Origin of the sequence: Domibacillus sp. DTU_2020_1001157_1_SI_ALB_TIR_016, assembly GCF_032341995.1 — a bacterium.
GTDB lineage: Bacteria > Bacillota > Bacilli > Bacillales > Domibacillaceae > Domibacillus > Domibacillus indicus_A.
The window spans coordinates 2,766,519-2,784,211 of record NZ_CP135439.1 but is presented as its reverse complement, the minus strand read 5'-3'; the positions used below and the strand labels follow the sequence as shown (position 1 = coordinate 2,784,211).

At 45.6% G+C, this 17,693-nt stretch carries 17 protein-coding genes; 16 read left to right on the top strand and 1 reads right to left on the bottom strand.

What is annotated here, in order from left to right:
• Nucleotides 1-17: 17 nt before the first annotated feature.
• From RRU94_RS22355 to RRU94_RS22345, 3 genes are all read left to right on the top strand, one after another.
• Nucleotides 18-1,412 carry an amino acid permease gene (locus tag RRU94_RS22355; RefSeq protein ID WP_315693050.1) on the top strand — a complete coding sequence of 465 codons (1,395 nt, stop codon included), beginning with the start codon at nt 18-20 and terminating at the stop codon, nt 1,410-1,412.
• 64 nt (nt 1,413-1,476) lie between these two features.
• A complete protein-coding gene (locus RRU94_RS22350) occupies nt 1,477-1,734 on the top strand; it encodes a YciI family protein (protein WP_242233843.1) in 258 nt (85 codons plus the stop codon).
• A gap of 473 nt (nt 1,735-2,207) precedes the next feature.
• The gene (locus tag RRU94_RS22345) at nt 2,208-3,308 is read left to right on the top strand and encodes a GGDEF domain-containing protein (protein WP_315693049.1); all 1,101 of its coding nucleotides are present in this window, start codon (nt 2,208-2,210) and stop codon (nt 3,306-3,308) included.
• 1 nt (nt 3,309) lies between these two features.
• Here the strand turns inward: RRU94_RS22345 and RRU94_RS22340 are convergent, their stop codons facing one another.
• On the bottom strand, nt 3,310-4,734 hold the full coding sequence (locus RRU94_RS22340; protein ID WP_315693047.1) for a PstS family phosphate ABC transporter substrate-binding protein: 1,425 nt from the start codon (nt 4,732-4,734) through the stop codon (nt 3,310-3,312).
• 215 nt (nt 4,735-4,949) lie between these two features.
• Between RRU94_RS22340 and RRU94_RS22335 the strand changes: the two genes are divergently transcribed.
• From RRU94_RS22335 to RRU94_RS22275, 13 genes are all read left to right on the top strand, one after another.
• Entirely contained in the window at nt 4,950-6,173 is a 1,224-nt protein-coding gene (locus tag RRU94_RS22335) for an MFS transporter (protein WP_315693046.1), read from the top strand.
• Nucleotides 6,174-6,315: 142 nt separating this feature from the next.
• A complete protein-coding gene (locus tag RRU94_RS22330; protein ID WP_315693044.1) occupies nt 6,316-7,941 on the top strand; it encodes a family 14 glycosylhydrolase in 1,626 nt (541 codons plus the stop codon).
• A gap of 144 nt (nt 7,942-8,085) precedes the next feature.
• Nucleotides 8,086-8,817 (top strand): 5-oxoprolinase subunit PxpB, encoded by a 732-nt coding sequence (gene pxpB, locus RRU94_RS22325; protein ID WP_410493059.1) that lies wholly within the window; start codon nt 8,086-8,088, stop codon nt 8,815-8,817.
• Entirely contained in the window at nt 8,814-9,818 is a 1,005-nt protein-coding gene (locus RRU94_RS22320) for a 5-oxoprolinase subunit C family protein (protein ID WP_315693043.1), read from the top strand. Before pxpB ends, RRU94_RS22320 begins: the two co-directional genes overlap by 4 nt.
• A 19-nt stretch (nt 9,819-9,837) precedes the next feature.
• Nucleotides 9,838-10,299: an acetyl-CoA carboxylase biotin carboxyl carrier protein gene (gene accB / locus RRU94_RS22315; protein ID WP_315693041.1), complete on the top strand. Its 462-nt coding sequence runs from the start codon at nt 9,838-9,840 to the stop codon at nt 10,297-10,299.
• A 13-nt stretch (nt 10,300-10,312) separates the two neighbouring features.
• Nucleotides 10,313-11,665: an acetyl-CoA carboxylase biotin carboxylase subunit gene (gene accC, locus RRU94_RS22310; protein WP_315693040.1), complete on the top strand. Its 1,353-nt coding sequence runs from the start codon at nt 10,313-10,315 to the stop codon at nt 11,663-11,665.
• Nucleotides 11,666-11,679: 14 nt separating this feature from the next.
• The gene (locus RRU94_RS22305) at nt 11,680-12,459 is read left to right on the top strand and encodes a putative hydro-lyase (protein ID WP_315693039.1); all 780 of its coding nucleotides are present in this window, start codon (nt 11,680-11,682) and stop codon (nt 12,457-12,459) included.
• Nucleotides 12,460-12,556: 97 nt separating this feature from the next.
• Nucleotides 12,557-13,309 carry an IclR family transcriptional regulator gene (locus RRU94_RS22300; protein WP_315696098.1) on the top strand — a complete coding sequence of 251 codons (753 nt, stop codon included), beginning with the start codon at nt 12,557-12,559 and terminating at the stop codon, nt 13,307-13,309.
• A gap of 17 nt (nt 13,310-13,326) precedes the next feature.
• Nucleotides 13,327-14,091 (top strand): LamB/YcsF family protein, encoded by a 765-nt coding sequence (locus RRU94_RS22295; RefSeq protein ID WP_315693038.1) that lies wholly within the window; start codon nt 13,327-13,329, stop codon nt 14,089-14,091.
• 2 nt (nt 14,092-14,093) lie between these two features.
• Nucleotides 14,094-15,308, top strand: coding sequence for an NRAMP family divalent metal transporter (locus RRU94_RS22290; RefSeq protein WP_315693037.1), 1,215 nt, complete (start codon nt 14,094-14,096; stop codon nt 15,306-15,308).
• A gap of 76 nt (nt 15,309-15,384) precedes the next feature.
• Complete coding sequence (locus RRU94_RS22285; RefSeq protein WP_315693036.1) at nt 15,385-16,317, top strand: sensor domain-containing diguanylate cyclase; 933 nt, start codon at nt 15,385-15,387, stop codon at nt 16,315-16,317.
• Nucleotides 16,318-16,346: 29 nt separating this feature from the next.
• Complete coding sequence (locus RRU94_RS22280) at nt 16,347-16,472, top strand: hypothetical protein (protein ID WP_315693035.1); 126 nt, start codon at nt 16,347-16,349, stop codon at nt 16,470-16,472.
• 389 nt (nt 16,473-16,861) lie between these two features.
• Nucleotides 16,862-17,692 carry a DUF1206 domain-containing protein gene (locus RRU94_RS22275; protein WP_315693034.1) on the top strand — a complete coding sequence of 277 codons (831 nt, stop codon included), beginning with the start codon at nt 16,862-16,864 and terminating at the stop codon, nt 17,690-17,692.
• Nucleotide 17,693 lies beyond the last annotated feature (1 nt).

The window sequence follows — 17,693 nt, the reverse complement described above, 5'->3', positions numbered from 1 at the left end:
GCAGAGGAGGGACAAGAATGAAAGAGCAGCAGTTAACGAATCAATTAAAAACAAGGCATATTTCCATGATTTCAATCGGAGGCATTATTGGAGCCGGCTTGTTTGTCGGGAGCGGCTCCGTAATTAATGCGACTGGGCCGGGGGCGATTGTGTCCTATGCGGTTGCCGGCCTTCTCGTTATTTTTCTAATGAGAATGCTTGGGGAAATGGCAACGGCAAATCCGGACAGTGGCTCGTTTTCTACCTACGCCCGCCAGGCAATTGGCCCGTGGGCGGGGTATACGGTCGGCTGGCTCTACTGGTTTTTCTGGCTGATTGTCATTGCGATTGAAGCAACAGCAGGCGGTGCCATTATGAATCAATGGGTGCCTGCCGTGCCGATTTGGGCCTGGAGCTTGATTCTGACGTTCCTTCTAACGTTAACAAATATTTTTTCAGTAAAGTCGTTTGGTGAATTTGAGTATTGGTTTGCCATGATTAAAGTAATAGCAATTGTTGTGTTTATGCTTGTTGGCCTCGCTATTTTATTTCAATGGATTCCGGGAACCAATTCACCAGGTTTATCTAACTTAACAGGAAACGGCGGATTTATGCCAAATGGATTCAGCTCGGTTTTTGTTGGAGTCGTAACAGTTATTTTTTCTTACTTTGGCGCGGAGATTGCGGCTATTGCGGCAAGTGAATCGAAGGATCCTGTTAAGTCTACAACGATGGCGATCAACAGTGTCGTATGGCGTATTTTAATTTTTTATGTGGGCTCTGTATCCATTTTAGTCATGCTTCTGCCGTGGAATTCAGCGGAGCTGTTAACAAGCCCGTATGTGACGATGCTGAAGATGGCAGGGATTCCTGGCGGCGCTCAAATTATGAACGCAGTCGTGCTTGTGGCGGTCCTGTCATGCTTAAATTCGGCGCTTTATACCAATTCCAGAATGCTGTATTCGTTGGCGAAAAAAGGAGATGCGCCAAAAATGCTGCTCAAGCTGAACAAGCATGGCGTACCGGTTCGCGCAGTCTGGCTCAGCACCGTTCTTGCTTATGTGTGCGCTGTTTTCAGCTTTGTGTCTCCGGATAAATTGTTTCTTTTCCTGGTGAATGCATCGGGGGCCATTGCTTTACTTGTGTACTTGGCTATTGCGGTGTCCCATTTGCGGCTGAGAAAGAAAGCAGAGCGTGAACATATTCAGCTTGAAATGAAAATGTGGCTTTTTCCGTATATCACGTATGCGGTGATTGCTGGCATTGGCATTATTTTAATCTCCATGATCTTTATCGATTCTATGAAGTCTCAGCTCTTATTGACTCTGCTTATTACCGGCGGGCTGATCCTTTCTTTCTTTTTCAAGAAAAAAAGACCGGTCGAGGAGCAGGAGAGCTATAAAACAGCAGAGCAAAAAATCTTAAACTCGTAACAGTTTTCTTTCCTTTTTTTCTGCTATACTGACAGAGTATTCAGAATCGAATGGAGGAATAAACGTGGGATATTATGCAGCGTTGTTGCACATGATCGATCCAGAGAAAAACAAGGAAGTACGCCCGCTTCACCTGGAGTATCTGGCGGAGCTTGAAAAAGAAAATAAAGTGTTTGGGAAAGGGCCTTTTGCTGACGGCTCCGGCGGAATGGTTGTATATGTAGCCGATACATATGAAGAAGCACTTCAGCTGGCTGAAAATGATCCGGCTGTTACGCACAAGGTACGCCGTCTTGAGTTAAAAGAGTGGCTGAAAAATTAAAAGAGAGAGACACCTGGCACATTCCGGGTGTCTCCGGCTGTTGACAAACGCCCGCTTTCGGCGTCACTTGCCGGCTGTGAATGCTCATGACCCACAGAAGGTCACTCCGCTTCCCAGCCGGCGGCGTTCCTTGAAGAGCAGACGTTTTCAATCAGCCTGCTTCTTACTTTGTCTACACTTTTAGACACCTGGTACATTCCGGGTGTCTTTTTTTGTGTTTATTAGTACTAAATAACTGAAAAGGGGGTATAAGGTAGAGAAACGTGCATAAACGGGACTAATATATTAATCCTAAAGAATTGGATGTGAAGAATTAAATAACAATTTCCATGAAATAGGACCTGCTTGTTATAAGGAAGGCGAATGTAAAGGACGGCTGGCTAAAAAGCAAAATACGCCTCACCCGGGAGCGGCACCTTAAACCGTTTGTAAAGCACGTGAAGCAATGATACAAAGAGAGATGGGGAAACGGTATGATGAACATCAAAGAATTTGTCATGAATGCATCCGTATTGATGGCTATTATTACGATGGGCGGCTTGGTATATAAACAATTTTTAGTCAACACCGGGCCGAGGCTGAAAAACAGCCTGCTGACAGCCATGGTGGTGTTTTCAGGATGGGCCTCCATGTTTTTTGGCATCCATCTAAATGACCAGGTTATTTTTGATCTTCGGTTTGTGCCTCTTATTATTGCCGTGTTGTTTATGGGGAAAAAAGAACTTATTTTACTGGCCGGACTGGGAATTGGCCTGGCCCGTTTATTTTTTGGTGTAAATGAAGCAGCCCTCTCAGGTTTTTGGACGGTAATGGCTGTTTCAGCAGCAGGCGTTATTTTACGTACTATTTTTTCAAACTGGGCTCCGGCCAAGCAAGTGATTTGGACAGTTTTAACTTTAAACAGTGTAAATGTTTTGTTTATTGCTTTTTTAGGTGTCATTCCCGCCCGGACCTATTTAGTTGAAATAACACCAATTGCTCTGCCGACGAGCATCCTGCTCAGCTTTTTAATCGTCTGGATGATCAGCGACCTGCGCCGTGAATTTCTATCCAAACAGCATTTGCTCGAGTCAGCCAGGAGAGATCCATTAACGAAGCTGTATAACCGCGGGGCATTTATGGCTTACTTTCAACAGTTTTCAACTGGAAAGCGTGGAAAAAAGCCATTTGTTTTAGTTTTCATTGATATTGATCATTTTAAGCAGGTAAATGATACATACGGACATATTGTCGGAGACTGCGTACTAAAGGCAGTGAGCGGGAGGCTGCTGAATAATGTGCGCAGCGTGGATATTGTAGCCCGGTACGGTGGTGAAGAGTTTGTCATCATTCTGCCGGACTGCACAAAGAAAAATGCGCTGGCTGCCATTGAACAAATTCGTGAAATGGTTGCCAGCCAGCCAGTCGCTGTGAACAATGTCCAAGTGCCCGTTACATTTTCAGCAGGACTGGCTATATCGGATGAATTTACCTCTGAACAGCTGCTCAAAGAAGCGGACCATGCGCTTTATAAAGCGAAGCAGGCAGGCCGCAACCGGATCGTCTGCGCAAAGCCGACGGCGGTCTGCTTTTAACTTATTGATTTAGCCTCACATAACCGGTTTTCTCAACCAATTGCTGCCCTTGTTCGCCTTGCATCCACTGAAGAAAAGGCGCCAAGGACGGCTTTTTATTTTCTTTTAGCGTAATAGCGTAAAGAGTAGCGGTAAAAGGATAGCTTCCATCTGCTATATTTTGTGGAACAGGTGCTACACCATCAATAGACAAAAAGCGAAGCTGCTCGTAGCTTTGCATGCCGGAAGCGAAAAAACGAAAAGAAAAGCCAATCGCTCCTTTGTAATTACGGTAGTCAGCGACTTCTTCTAAAATGCCGCCCATCCCTTCCGGAACTTCTTCTTTTACAGGAGTCATAATCGTTTTGCCCGCCATGATTTTCTGCAGCCACGTCTGGCTTCCTGAATTTTCAGGGCGTTGAAAAGCAAGAATATGCTGGCTGTTTCCGCCTGCCTCTTTCCAGTTTCTCGTCTCACCGCTGTAAATGGATTGAATTTGTCTAGTTGAAAGGTTTTGAACCGGGTTGTGCTGATTAACAAAAAATACAAACGCCTCTTTGCCGATCGGAGTCATCACTAACTCGACCCCGGCGTCCTTGGCCATTTTCAGCTGAGCTTTAGACGGTTCAGCACCGAAATAAATATCTGTCTCTCCTCGAAGCAGCCGTTCATAAGCATGGATCGTATTGGTAAACGTAATAAAATCGCTGTTTTGATTTGCATTTTTATAAACGGCCTGTGCAAAAGCGGAGTAAACAGGAAACGCCGCTTCAGCACCGTCGAGTACAAGCATATTCTGCCGCTTATCGATCCAAAACAAAGATTTTTCATTCAGTTTGGGAAGAATGTTGTCTGGATTGGTCACGTTATAAGGAGTTAAATTTGTACTCGAATTGCCTCCTTCATAATCAAATCCATGAGAAGGAAGGACCGTTTTAGCCCGCTCCCATGTAATAAACAAGCCTGTTCCGGCAAAAAGGACTATCGCTGCTGCTGTCAGAATTGTTTTTTTCACAGCTTGAATGTTCAGCTTTCGATTTCTGGCCAAAAAGCCGATTAAAAAAGCGAGTTCATACAGTGCAGGAATCATAATAAATAAATAGCCAATTCCATAAAGCGAAGAGAAAAAGTATGCGGGCCCAAACGGAAGATGCAGCAGAGCAAACAAGGACCATGCATCTGCTCCGTAAAAGCCTTTGCTTATGATCATACACGCTGCCCATAATCCAAGTGTGTAAAGAAGCGGATAAAGAAATATGTCCAGCGGTCTGATACTTGCTTCACTGCCTGCCCACATGCCGGCAGCAAAACCGCCAATTGTAAAGACGGCAGCAAAAACCACTGCTAACTGCTCAAAGATCAAAAGTCCTCCAGCAGCAAGCAAAGCAAGCAAAAATGGAACCAATCCATAATTTAAAAAATAAAAAACTCCTTTGTTTGTATTCATCCATGCACATCCTTTCTGTTCGATTCAGCTAACTTTCTGTCATATTGCACTCCGTACATTTTCACTTTTTATAAATATATGTTTTATTTAGTGTAATAATACACTATTTGTATTTTAGTGGCAACAGAGGCGTAAAGCAAGAAAAATTATAAAAAAACAGGAAATTGGAATATTTGCTATAATGAAAAAAGTTTGTAGAAAGAAGGGTGGTTACGATGAATACATACACAAAAGCTGCTTCCGGCCTGTATGTAAACTATTTTTTGCTTGGTATGGTCAATATTATTCTATCATCCAATATGGCCTCATTATCCGAGCAATGGGATACAGACAAGGCGGGGATCAGTTACATTATCAGTGCAATCGGGATCGGGAAGCTGCTTACTTACGCATTATCCGGCCATCTTTCGGACCGGTTTGGGCGGAAGCCGCTTGTGATTTTTGCGGCGCTTGCGATGGGGATTTTTCTTGTGGGCATTCCACTGTCGCCCGTTTATGAAGTAGCCTTTATGTTTGCGCTTTTAGCAGGAGTCGCAAACTCAGCAATGGATGCAGGCTCGTATCCTGGCCTGGTTGAAATTTTTCCGCGTTCGAGCGGCTCTGCCAATGTAATGGTGAAGGCATTTATCTCTCTCGGGGCGGCGCTGCTGCCATTTATGATTTTGTTTTTTGCCAATCAGGGCGCATCGTACAGCTATGCTTTTTTTGTGCCGGCGGCTATTTTCTTTTTTAATATGCTGTTTCTCATGACGGTTACATTTCCGGATCACCGGGCCATTGTGGCCAGCCAGGCAGCTGAAAACGCCGGCCAGTCGAAGTTTTTATCAGAACCGAAATTTTCACGTGAAGGAATTGCGCTTGTAATCATCGGGTTTACCTCGACCGGATTGTTTACAGTCGCGCAAATCTGGCTGCCAAGCTACGGGGAGGAAGTGCTCGGAATGGCCGCAGACAGTGCGGTAAAATTGTTGAGCTACTACAGTATCGGAGCGCTTATTTCCGTTCTCTCTTTATCTATTTTGTTGAAAAAAATGGTTCGTCCGGTCACTGTGATTGTCATTTACCCGATTATGACGCTTATCGCGATCACAACGATTTTAATGGTGAAAGTTCCGGCCGTCGCCGTTGTAACAGCTTTTTTTATCGGCTTTTCAACAGCTGGTATTTTCCAGCTTGCGATTACGATCATAACGGAGCTTTTTTGGCAGAAAAAAGGTACGGTTACGGGAATTGTTGCGACAGCAGGAGGGCTGGCAGCCATTGTAATGCCCCTATTGACTGGACTTTTATCCGAAACGGGCAACATCGCGATTATTTTTATTTTTGATGCTTTTTTAGCCGTGATCGGCTTTGTAGCCGCGGCGTTTGTTTACTATCGGTATGGAAAAATCGTCCGAAAGTCAAAAGGCGCAGATATAGAGCGGAAAGTGCTCTCTTAATCTAGCTATAAAGATTCATTTTTGAAAACAGGATTGACTGAATAGAAGTTCATTTACTATACTTTCTTTGAAAAGAAGGAATGGGCTTCTTTTTTTGCTTCGAAATGCAAACGTTTGCACAAAACAAAGGAGGTTGTGTTAAATGAGGAAAGTAGGGTACGGATGGCTGCTGTTCAGTTTACTGTTTGTATCTGCGGTTGGGGGTGTACAGCCGGCTCAGGCGGATGTACAGAAAGAGTACAAGCTTTATGTGATGGCACCGCTAACGGAAATTACCGACTGGGAAGCATTTGAAGAAAAGCTTAAAACGATGAAGGAAAACGGTATTTATGCCCTCACTACAGACATTTGGTGGGGAATGGTAGAAGGCAAAGGGGATAATCAATTCGACTGGTCTTATTATGAGAAGTATGCGCAGGCTGTCCAGGCGTCCGGATTAAAATGGGTACCGATTATGTCCACCCACCAGTGCGGCGGCAATGTCGGAGATGATTGTAATTATCCTATTCCATCCTGGCTGTGGAAAAAAGACAGTGTTGAAAATATGGCGTTCAAAAGTGAAAGCGGTTACTTAAATAAAGAAGCGCTGGCTCCGTGGTGGGAAGGGACAGCTAAGCAGTATGAGGAATTTTACCGTGCTTTTGCGAGGCAGTTTGCTGATGAGGAGGACTTGATTGTAAAAATTTACTTGAGCGGCGGACCAGCCGGTGAACTTCGTTATCCGTCTTATCAATTTGCGGACGAATGGGAATGGCCTGAGCGAGGGCAGCTGCAGGCTTATACAGAAGGAGCAGAAAAAGACTATCAAGACTATTTGAAAACGAAATATAAAAATGTGAAAAAGCTTAACGCAGCGTGGGGCACAGCGTACAAGAGCTGGGCTGAAATTGAGCCTCCAGCAAATGGAGATGCATTTTTTGAGAGCGGCGATGCTTATAAGCCGGGATACGGTCAGGACTTTATGAGCTGGTATCAGGGTGCATTAGAAAAACATATGAAGAACATTTCAAAAGCGGCCCATAAACAGTTTGACCGTACATTTAATGTGCCGATCGGTATTAAAATTTCAGGTATACACTGGAAAATGAATGACCCAGAAATGCCGCATGCAGCGGAATACAGCACAGGCTACTATCAGTATGGCAGGCTGCTCGATCATGTGAAAAAAGCAGATCTGGCCCTTACATTCACCTGCTTAGAGATGGATGACAACAATGCGCAGGTTCCCCCTTACTACAGCGCGCCCAAAACACTTGTAGCTCAAATTGCCACACTCGCGAATGAGCGGGGTATTTCGCTGAATGGCGAAAACGCGCTGGCACTGATTAATAATGAGTGGGGCTTTAACAACGCAGCAGAAATGGTATTTAACTACGGCTTTGATGGTTTTACATTGCTCCGCATGAATTATTTATTTGATGAAGCAGGCAATCCAACGAATGAATTCCATATGATGAAGGATAAGCTGGCGTTAGTGCACATGCCCGTCACATTTACGGTTTCAAATGTTCCGAAAGAGGCAAATCATGTATACGTGATTGGAGACCGGGGAGAAATGGGCCGCTGGAATCCAGATCTGTATAAATATGAGCTGACTAAAAATATGGATGGCAGCTGGAGCGGTTCCGTAAATCTTGCGGCAGATCGTTCATATTCGTTTAAGTTTTTGTATAAAAATGCAGCAGGTGAACGCATTTGGCAGAGCGGCGAAAACAATCAGTACACAACTCCTTCAGCCGGGGAAGCGTTTTTTAGCGGCGAATGGTAATACTAAAAGCGATCAGAAAAGATTCTGATCGCTTTTAATTTTTCTTGCATTTCATTTTTCTGATAATTATAATGATTCTATATTCCGAAAATAAGAATTGAGGTTCCGATATTTGGAACAGAGGTGGTGAGATTGATTCAAACGATGAAAAATAATCTGGAAGAAATCCAAATGAAACCGTTAGGGGAGTCGGCGATAACTGTTCAATTTGGAGCCGAAATCAGCCCGTCTATCAATAAAAAAGTGAAAGCGCTAGCATCAAAGCTTCAATATGAATCATTCTCCGGATTTATTGAATGTACACCTGCTTTTGCCAGTGTAACGGTTTTTTATGACCCATTGATCGTTAAACAGGCATATGGGGAAAAAGCAAAAACGTCCTTTCAAATTGTTCATGCGATCTTAGAACGGATGTTAGAGGTACTTGTTGAAGACGAAGAGAGTAAACCGCGGATTGTAGAAATTCCCGTTTGCTACGGCAATGATTTTGGACCGGATCTTGATTTTGTAGCAGCGCATAACAACCTTTCAGCTGATGAAGTAATACATTTACATGCATCAGCCGAGTATCCCGTTTACATGATCGGATTCGCGCCGGGCTTTCCTTATCTGGGCGGCCTTTCAGAAAAAATACATGCCCCGCGCCGGCCGTCACCGCGTACGTCTATCCCGGCCGGCAGTGTTGGAATAGCAGGCAGCCAAACAGGCGTATATCCGATCTCTACACCGGGCGGATGGCAGCTGATCGGACGGACACCGATGGCTCTTTTCCGTCCGGACCGGGATCAGCCAAGTGTTCTGTCGGCGGGTGACATCGTGAAGTTTGTGCCGATCACCAAGGAAGAATATGACCAGTATCAGGAGAGATGGCAATGAGTGTACAAATCATCCGCCCGGGACTCTTGGCAACGATTCAAGATTTAGGGCGCTACGGATTTCAACAGTACGGAGTTGTGGTTGGCGGCGCAATGGATTCGCTTTCGCTTCGTCTCGCAAATGTATTAGTCGGAAATGAAGAGGGAGAAGCAGCCATTGAAGTAACAATGATGGGTACATCTCTTCAGTTTAACGAAGACACATTGATATCCATTACGGGCGGAAACTTAAACCCGGTCATCGATGGAAATCCCGTTCCTTTATGGAGGCCTGTTTTTGTACAAAAGAATACGGTTCTTTCGTTCACCGGCTGTAAAGTGGGATGCCGCGCGTACGTTGCTGTGGCAGGCGGCTTTTCCATTCCAAATGTGATGAACAGCAAAAGTACTTATATACGTGGGGAAATTGGCGGCTTTAAAGGGCGCGCTCTTCAGGAAGGTGATTTGATTCCGCCGGGAGAGGAAACCAGCTTTTCCCGGAAAATAAAAAAAGTCCTTCAAAGCAAGCTGAAACAAAGGTCATTTGCGTCAACTGACTGGTATGTGCCGTTTGAACATTATATCAACGGAAGTGTTGTCCGTGTTTTAAAAGGAACCGAATTCGAGGAGTTTTCGGAATCTTCCCAAAAGCAGTTTTTCGAACAGGAATTTCAAATTACCCCGCAGTCGGACCGGATGGGATACCGCCTCTCAGGTACGTCTCTTGGGCTAAAACAGCCGTTTGAATTATTGTCTGAAGCGGTATCGAATGGAACGATTCAAGTGCCGAGCGATGGCAACCCAATTGTACTGCTTGCAGACCGGCAGACAACCGGCGGCTACCCGAGAATCGGACAAATTGCAGCGGCCGATTTACCGATCATCGCTCAAAGGAAGCCGGGAGACCGCGTCCGCTTTCAAGAAATTTCGCTTTATGAAGCAGAACAGCTTTACATGGAACGCGAACAGGAAATCAAACAAATTCGTACCGCTCTTTTGTTAAAGAAATGGTCATTTGAATGAATGGATAAGGAGACAGCCCATGATTAAAATGAGTGACTTTCAGGAAATGGTGAACATTATTGACCGGTCGAGTGTCAATGTCTTCACGTTTGAATATGAAGGAATGAAAATGAAGCTTGAAAAACAGCCAGTCCTTCAAAATAAGATTCAAAAGGAAGAGGTCAGTGTATCAGTACCTGATCAGCTGCTATCAAATGAACAAACAGATAAAGCAGCGAAGGATGAAGCTGTATCGAAGGATGAAGTTATTACTTCTCCCATGGTGGGCACCTTTTACACACGTGCTAACGAAAGCGAAGAACCGCTCGTTCAAGTGGGAGACACTGTCCAAAAAGGACAAGTTGTCTGCATTGTAGAAGCGATGAAGCTGTTTAATGAAGTTCAGGCGGGTGTAGATGGTGAAATTGTTGAAGTGCTGGTGGAAGATGGAGACGTAGTGGAGTATGGGCAGCCGCTTTTTAAGCTGAAGAAGCGATCGTAAAAGGAGCATTCACATGTTTAAAAAAGTATTGATTGCAAACAGAGGGGAAATCGCGGTACGGATTATTCGCGCCTGCAAAGAGATGGGCATCCAGACGGTTGCAATTTTTTCCGAAGCAGACCGCGAGTCGCTGCATGTAAAGCTTGCGGACGAAGCGCTTTGTATCGGGAAAACACCGGCTAAAGACAGTTATTTGAATATGCATAATATCATGAGTGCTGCCGCGGTGACGCAGGCAGATGCAATTCATCCGGGGTACGGGTTTTTGGCCGAAAATGCAGATTTTGCGGAAATGTGCCGTGCATGCAATGTCGTGTTCATTGGACCCGAGCCGGAAGCGATCCGCAAAATGGGCGAAAAAGCGGTAGCGCGCTCAACGATGAAAAAAGCAGGAGTGCCAACGGTGCCGGGAACAGAAGGCATCATCCAAAGTCAGGATGACGCCTTAAATGTGGCAAAAGAAATTGGCTACCCGGTTATGGTCAAAGCGACAGCAGGAGGCGGCGGCAAAGGGATGCGCCTGGCGGAAACAGAGCAGGGCCTGCAGCAGGCGATTCATCAGGCGCAGTCTGAAGCGGAAAAAGCCTTTGGCAATGCTGCTGTTTACCTTGAAAAATACATCGAGGAACCGCGCCATATTGAAATTCAAGTGCTGGCAGACCGCTTAGGACAGGTGATTCATCTGGGCGAACGAGACTGTTCCATTCAAAGAAGGCATCAAAAGCTGGTGGAAGAAGCGCCCTCACCAGCGCTGAGTGAACAGCTTCGCCGCCAAATGGGTGAAGCAGCGGTAAAAGCAGCTCAAGCAGTTCAATATCACAGTGCGGGAACCATTGAATTTTTGCTTGATAAGCATGGCCAGTTTTATTTTATGGAAATGAATACCCGCATTCAGGTCGAACATCCTGTAACGGAACTTGTGACTACAGTAGATATTATTAAAGAACAAATAAAGATTGCAGCCGGTCTGCCGCTTTCGTATAAACAAGAAGATATCCGGATAACGGGCTGGGCTATTGAATGCCGGATTAATGCGGAAAGCCCTGAACATGACTTTCGGCCGTCTCCGGGACGCGTAGCGGAATATCTTCCGCCAGGCGGTTTTGGGGTAAGGGTGGACAGTGCCGTTTATACCGGGTATGCCATTCCTCCTTTTTATGATTCAATGGCTGCAAAAGTGATTGTGTGGGGAGAAACAAGGGAGGAAGCGATTCAAAAAATGAAACGATCGTTAAATGAAATGGTCCTCATAGGAATTGAAACGACGATTCCCTTTCATTTAAGGCTTCTTGATCAGGAACAGTTCCAAAAAGGAACGTTCACAACACGTTTTTTAGAAGAGGTTCAGCTTTTTCCAGAGAAGTAAAAGGGGGCGTAAAAATGAAAACATCATTGGAATGGATTCGCAAAGAGATTCGGGAAAACAAATGGACGAAGCTAACAGCCGGTTTGGCCCCTGGATATACACAAGCCAATCTTGTGATTTTGCCGAAAGAACAGGCATATGACTTTTTGCTGTTTTGCCAGCGAAATCCAAAAGCGTGCCCGCTCCTCGAAGTCACAGATGTTGGCTCGCCGGTTCCAAGATTGACGGCACCAACAGCTGACTTACGTTATGACACACCAAAATACCGGATTTACCGGCATGGGGAGCTTGTTGAGGAAGTAACGAGCATCGAATCCTACTGGCAGGACGATTTTGTTTCCTTTTTAATCGGCTGCAGCTTTACATTTGAGCATGCCCTGCTGGAAAACGGCCTTTCAATTCGCCACATTGATGAACAGCGAAATGTACCGATGTATATTACAAATCAGCCATGTGAACCGGCTGGTGTGTTTCATGGGAATCTCGTGGTCAGCATGCGGCCGTTTCAATCAAAAGATGTGATACGCGCAGTTGAAGTAACGTCCCGCTTCCCGGCGGTGCACGGCTCACCTGTACATATCGGCATGCCGGAGCAAATGGGCATTGCCCAGCTAGACAAGCCGGATTTTGGCGATGCTGTAACAGTAAAAGAAGGTGAGACGCCTGTTTTCTGGGCATGCGGTGCAACCCCGCAATCTATTGCCATGTCAAGCAAGCCGGCATTGATGATTACCCATGCGCCTGGACATATGTTTATTACTGATCAGAAAGACAGCCAGTACTCCGTTTTATAAATTTGGCTGCTCCTCTGTCCACTGTTTCATATATAATGGAGCAAAATCATAAATGGAGAAGTTATTCCATTTATCGGAACAGGGAGAAGGAAGAAAAGTGAATAAAACCGTTCTTAAATCAATGGAAATCATCCAATTGTTTTTTACAGAAGAAAAATTAACGCTGCTGCAAATGATAGAAAAAACGGGGCTGCCGAAAACGTCTGCTTACCGAATGGCAGAATCATTGCTTGAACTCGGATTTCTCGAGAAAGACCAGGAAGGTACCTACCGTTTAGGGTTAATTTTCCTGGCGCTCGGCAATCTTGTCGCTGAACGGCTGGATATCCGCTCCATTGCATTGCCCTACATGCAAAAACTCCGGAAAGAAACAGGGGAAGCTGTGAATCTTGTGATCCGGGACGGAGATGAAGCGGTTTACATTGAGAAGGTTGATACGCAGGAACGTGTCCGTGTTTACACACAAATTGGCCGCCGTGCCCCGCTATATGGAGGGGCATGCCCGCGTATCCTGCTGTCTTTTATGGAGTATGCCGAACAGGAGCGGTTCATTGAGTCATCCGAGATTGTACGTTATGCAAAGGGAACACCGAAAAACAAAGAAGAACTGCGGCAGCTTATTGAGGAAACACGGAAAAATGGCTGGTCGATCAGCCATTCTGAATTAGAAGATCATTCTTCGGCTATTGCTGCTCCTATTTTTAATCACAAAGGAGACGTAGTAGCCGGGATCAGCCTGGTAGGACCTGAAGTCCGCTTTCAGGATGAAACACATGCAAAAGAAATGATTGAAAAGCTAACAGAAGCATCACGGCAGATTTCCGCTGAACTCGGTGCCGTAGATCGCTGATTTTGGAGGTGCGGCTTATGAAAATAGATATTAACTGTGATATGGGAGAAAGCTTTGGAGCATACTCTATCGGCCATGATAAGGACATCATGCCATACATTACATCGGCGAATATTGCCTGTGGATTTCATGCAGGCGATCCGGATGTGATGAAAAAAACGGTTCATTTAGCGATGGAGCATGGCGTCAAAATGGGCGCCCATCCAGGCTTTCAAGATTTAGCCGGTTTTGGACGCCGGAACATGGCACTTTCGCCAGAAGAAGTATACTCACTTGTTGTGTATCAAATCGGCGCTCTTCAGGCGTTCGTGCAAATAGAAGGAACTGCCCTGCATCATGTGAAGCCGCATGGTGCACTTTATAATATGGCAGCTTCAAATGAAGAGATGGCGTCTGCTATTGCGGCAGCCGTTAAAGATGTGGATACATCTCTTATTCTATACGGTCTGGCGGGAAGCAAACTGGTTGAAGCCGGCCAAAAAGCAGGACTGAAAACAGCCAGTGAAGTTTTTGCGGACCGTACTTATACCCGGGAAGGGATGCTGACGCCGCGGCGTTTGCCCCATGCATTAATTGAGGACTCGGAAGAAGCGGTATCTCAGGTAATCCGTATGGCGAAAGAAAAGAAAGTACGGGCAGCAGACGGGACAGAAGTCGATATTCAAGCGGACACGGTATGTATACATGGCGACGGACCTCACGCGCTTTCTTTTGCCCGGCTGATCCGGACAAAGCTGCAGGAAGAAGGGATTGACGTGCGTTCAATCGCCAGGGAGGAATAAATATGTCAAAACAAAAACAGCTTCAACAGCAGGAAAAATCAAATTGGAGTATATTATTAGGCGCTGCCTTTTTAATGGCGACTTCCGCCATTGGCCCCGGCTTTTTAACGCAGACAACGGTTTTTACTCAACAGCTCGCCGCCAGCTTCGGTTTTGTTATTTTAGTTTCGATTTTGCTGGATATTGGCGCTCAGACGAATATTTGGAGAATTCTTGTTGTGGCGGAAAAGCGGGCACAGGATATTGCAAACCTCGTTTTCCCGGGTCTGGGCTACGTGCTTGCTGCGCTGATTGTTTTGGGCGGCATTGCTTTTAATATCGGTAATATTGGCGGTGCCGGTCTTGGTGCCAATGTTATTTTCGGGATAGACCCGGTGATGGGTGCTATTATCAGTGCTGTAATTGCCGTCGCCATCTTTCTTGTAAAAGAAGCCGGTCTATTAATGGATAAGTTTACACAAATAATGGGGTTTGTCATGATTGGCCTTACCCTGTTTGTTGTCTTTAAAGCAAGCCCTCCGGTCGGGGAAGCGGTAATCAAAACATTTGCCCCGGATACGATTGACCTGCTTGCGATCGTTACCCTTGTTGGCGGTACAGTGGGCGGCTATATTACATTTGCTGGAGGACATCGTCTTTTAGATGCGGGAATAAAAGGAGTCGGCGCAGTTCCACAGGTGACGAAGAGCTCAGTGTCTGCTATCGGAATTGCTTCAATCATGCGTATTTTTCTTTTCCTTGCTGCACTTGGTGTTGTGGCACAGGGCTTGCCGATTAATCCGGAAAACCCGCCGGCGTCTGTGTTCCAGCAGGCCGCAGGTAATATCGGATACCGCCTGTTTGGTGTGGTGATGTGGGCTGCGGCAATAACGTCTGTTGTCGGAGCAGCTTATACATCTGTTTCGTTTATCCGCACGTTCCATCCCATGATTGCAAAGTATGATAAAGCAATTATTGTTGGCTTTATTTTAGTATCAACTGGTATCTTTACGACCATTGGCCAGCCGGTGAAAATGCTTATTTTAGCCGGAGCATTAAACGGTCTTATTCTGCCGGTTGCACTTACGGTTATGCTCATTGCAGCTTATAAAAAATCGATTGTTGGTGAGTACCGTCACCCGATTTGGATGACAATCGCGGGGGCTATTGTCGTTATACTCATGACTTTTATGGGCGGCTACACATTAATCAACCAGCTCCCAACATTATTCAAATAAAATACCCCAAAAAGTCAGCCAGCCAAGGCTGACTTTTTGCTGTTTCATCGTTATACTGAAATGAATGATTGCATGGATGAAAGAAGGTGAAGAAGTGGAAACAGACTGGCTGGAAACAGCAGCATTTTCCCGCGTCTTTGCGGATATTTTGTCGATAGCCAACGATTTAATCGGAGATGAAACGTTTTATATCAGCTTGGTTGAAAGGGATCGCCTGAAGGTATTACAGACCCTTTCTAAAAGTGATATTTTGGTTCAAGAAGGGAAAAATGTCCGGCTGCAGGATACATACTGCCAAATCCCTTATGCAAGCGGACAGCCGATGCTGGTTGGAAATGCTAAGGAAGATGAGCGTACAAAGCATAATGATTTTACGTACTCGCTGAATATTGGTTCGTATGCGGGGGTACCTATTTCTTTAAGAGACGGAAGCACATTCGGCACGCTTTGCTCTATGACTACATGCTTAAATCGATATGACAACAAAACAGTTCAAATTCTCAAAAAGCTTGCTTCCTTTCTGTCTTATGCCATTGATACCGAGCGGCTGCTTATCCAGGACGGATTAACCGGCTTGTACAACCGTGTTTACTGGAAGCGGATCCTGACATCTGATTGGATTGAAAAAGAGGCACATGCCCTTTTAATGATCGATCTGGATAAGTTTAAACAAGTAAATGACCGGTTTGGACACGAAGCGGGAGACCATGTTTTAATGGAGGTTGCTTTAGTTATCAAGCAAATCATTCCTGACGATGCCTATGGTTTTCGATTTGGCGGTGATGAATTTGGTGTGCTCTTTTTGCACCGGTCAGCAGAGGAAGCATCTCTATTCGCCCAGGAAATAATCGATGAAAGCAAGCGGAATCAAGAACTCCGTACATATGGCGTTCTTTTATCGGCTGGGATCGCTGACACAAAACGAGTACCGGTTCAGTCTTTAATGAAAGAAGCAGATGGACTGTTGTATCAATCAAAGCGAAACGGTGGCTGCCGCGTATCTATCTGAGAAAGCACCTAAAAAGGGTGCTTCATTATATGGATGACCGGGCCGTGCACATGAATGGGATGGATCGGCGGCGTCCGGGCAGCTCCGCTTTCCATGGGGCAGGCGCTAAGCCCGGGCTTCGCCTGACGGATCTACCGGTCTCAGCTGCCCGCTAGTCCCATAGGAGTCTGCGCTGCCCTCCCACCGTCAAGTGGCTTGCGACAAGGTAGTATGGAGTTAATAAGGCCGTATGTTTCTGCTTAAAAAAGAGAACTTTCTATTCCGTTCTTGCTTATGGATCTTCAACACCACTTATCGGCTCTTTTTTAAAAGCGAAAGACCTTGTCTACACACTGAAGCACCCCAAAAAGGGTGCTTTTTTCGTTCTGCTGCATGCTTCGCTTAAATGGCAGAAAAGAAAGCTGAGCAGGACTGCATAACTTTATTCGTTCTTTTTCTATGGCTGCGTACCCAAAAGGGCTCATGGATCAAAAAAATACCAGTTTGCGTAAAAACAAAAAACGGGAATGAGAAAGGAAAACGAAAGCGGAGGGAGGAAGAAAAGATGACAGCAAAAGAAAGCATGCGATCAAAAGTACATGAAGCCAAACCGTGGATTCGGAGATTCGGGCGGCTGGGGCATATGGCAAAAGGAACGGTGTATGCACTCGTTGGCCTCCTTGCCCTGATGGCAGCAGCAGGCGCCGGCGGAGGAACGACCGATACAAGCGGCGCCCTCGTGACTGTAGCTGACGAACCATTTGGCCAGACACTGCTCTGGCTTATTGGCATTGGTCTGATTGGATATGTGATATGGGAACTCATCAAGTCGATAAAAGATGTCCAGCATGAAGGCACTGGAGCTAAAGGAACGGCAAAACGGATTGGTTACATGATCAGTGCGGTTATTTATGGCAGCCTGGCTCTCACTGCCATCCGGCTTGCTATCCATGCCGGCGGAAGAGGAAACTCGGAGAAAACTATTTCCGCAAAGCTTCTGTCTCAGCCGTTTGGGCAGTGGATCATTGGCTGTATTGGACTTATCATTATTGTGTATGGATGTATAGAATTATACCGGGGCTTTAAGGGGAAATTTATGCAATATTTTAAAATGAATGAAATGAATAAAAAAGAAATAGGTCTTGCCCGAAGAGCAGGAAAAGCTGGACTCCTTGCAAGGGGAATTGTGCTTGCGATGATTGGTTTTTTCTTTATTAAAACGGCTGTTACAGCCAATCCGAATGAAACAAAAGGCATTGATGGAGCGTTGGCAGAGCTTGCTTCGCAGCCGTACGGACAGTTTTTACTCGGCCTTGCCGCAGCAGGGCTTCTATTATATGGCATATACGAAATGATTCGCGGCCGTTACCAGCGCATGAATTTCGGCAGAGAATGAA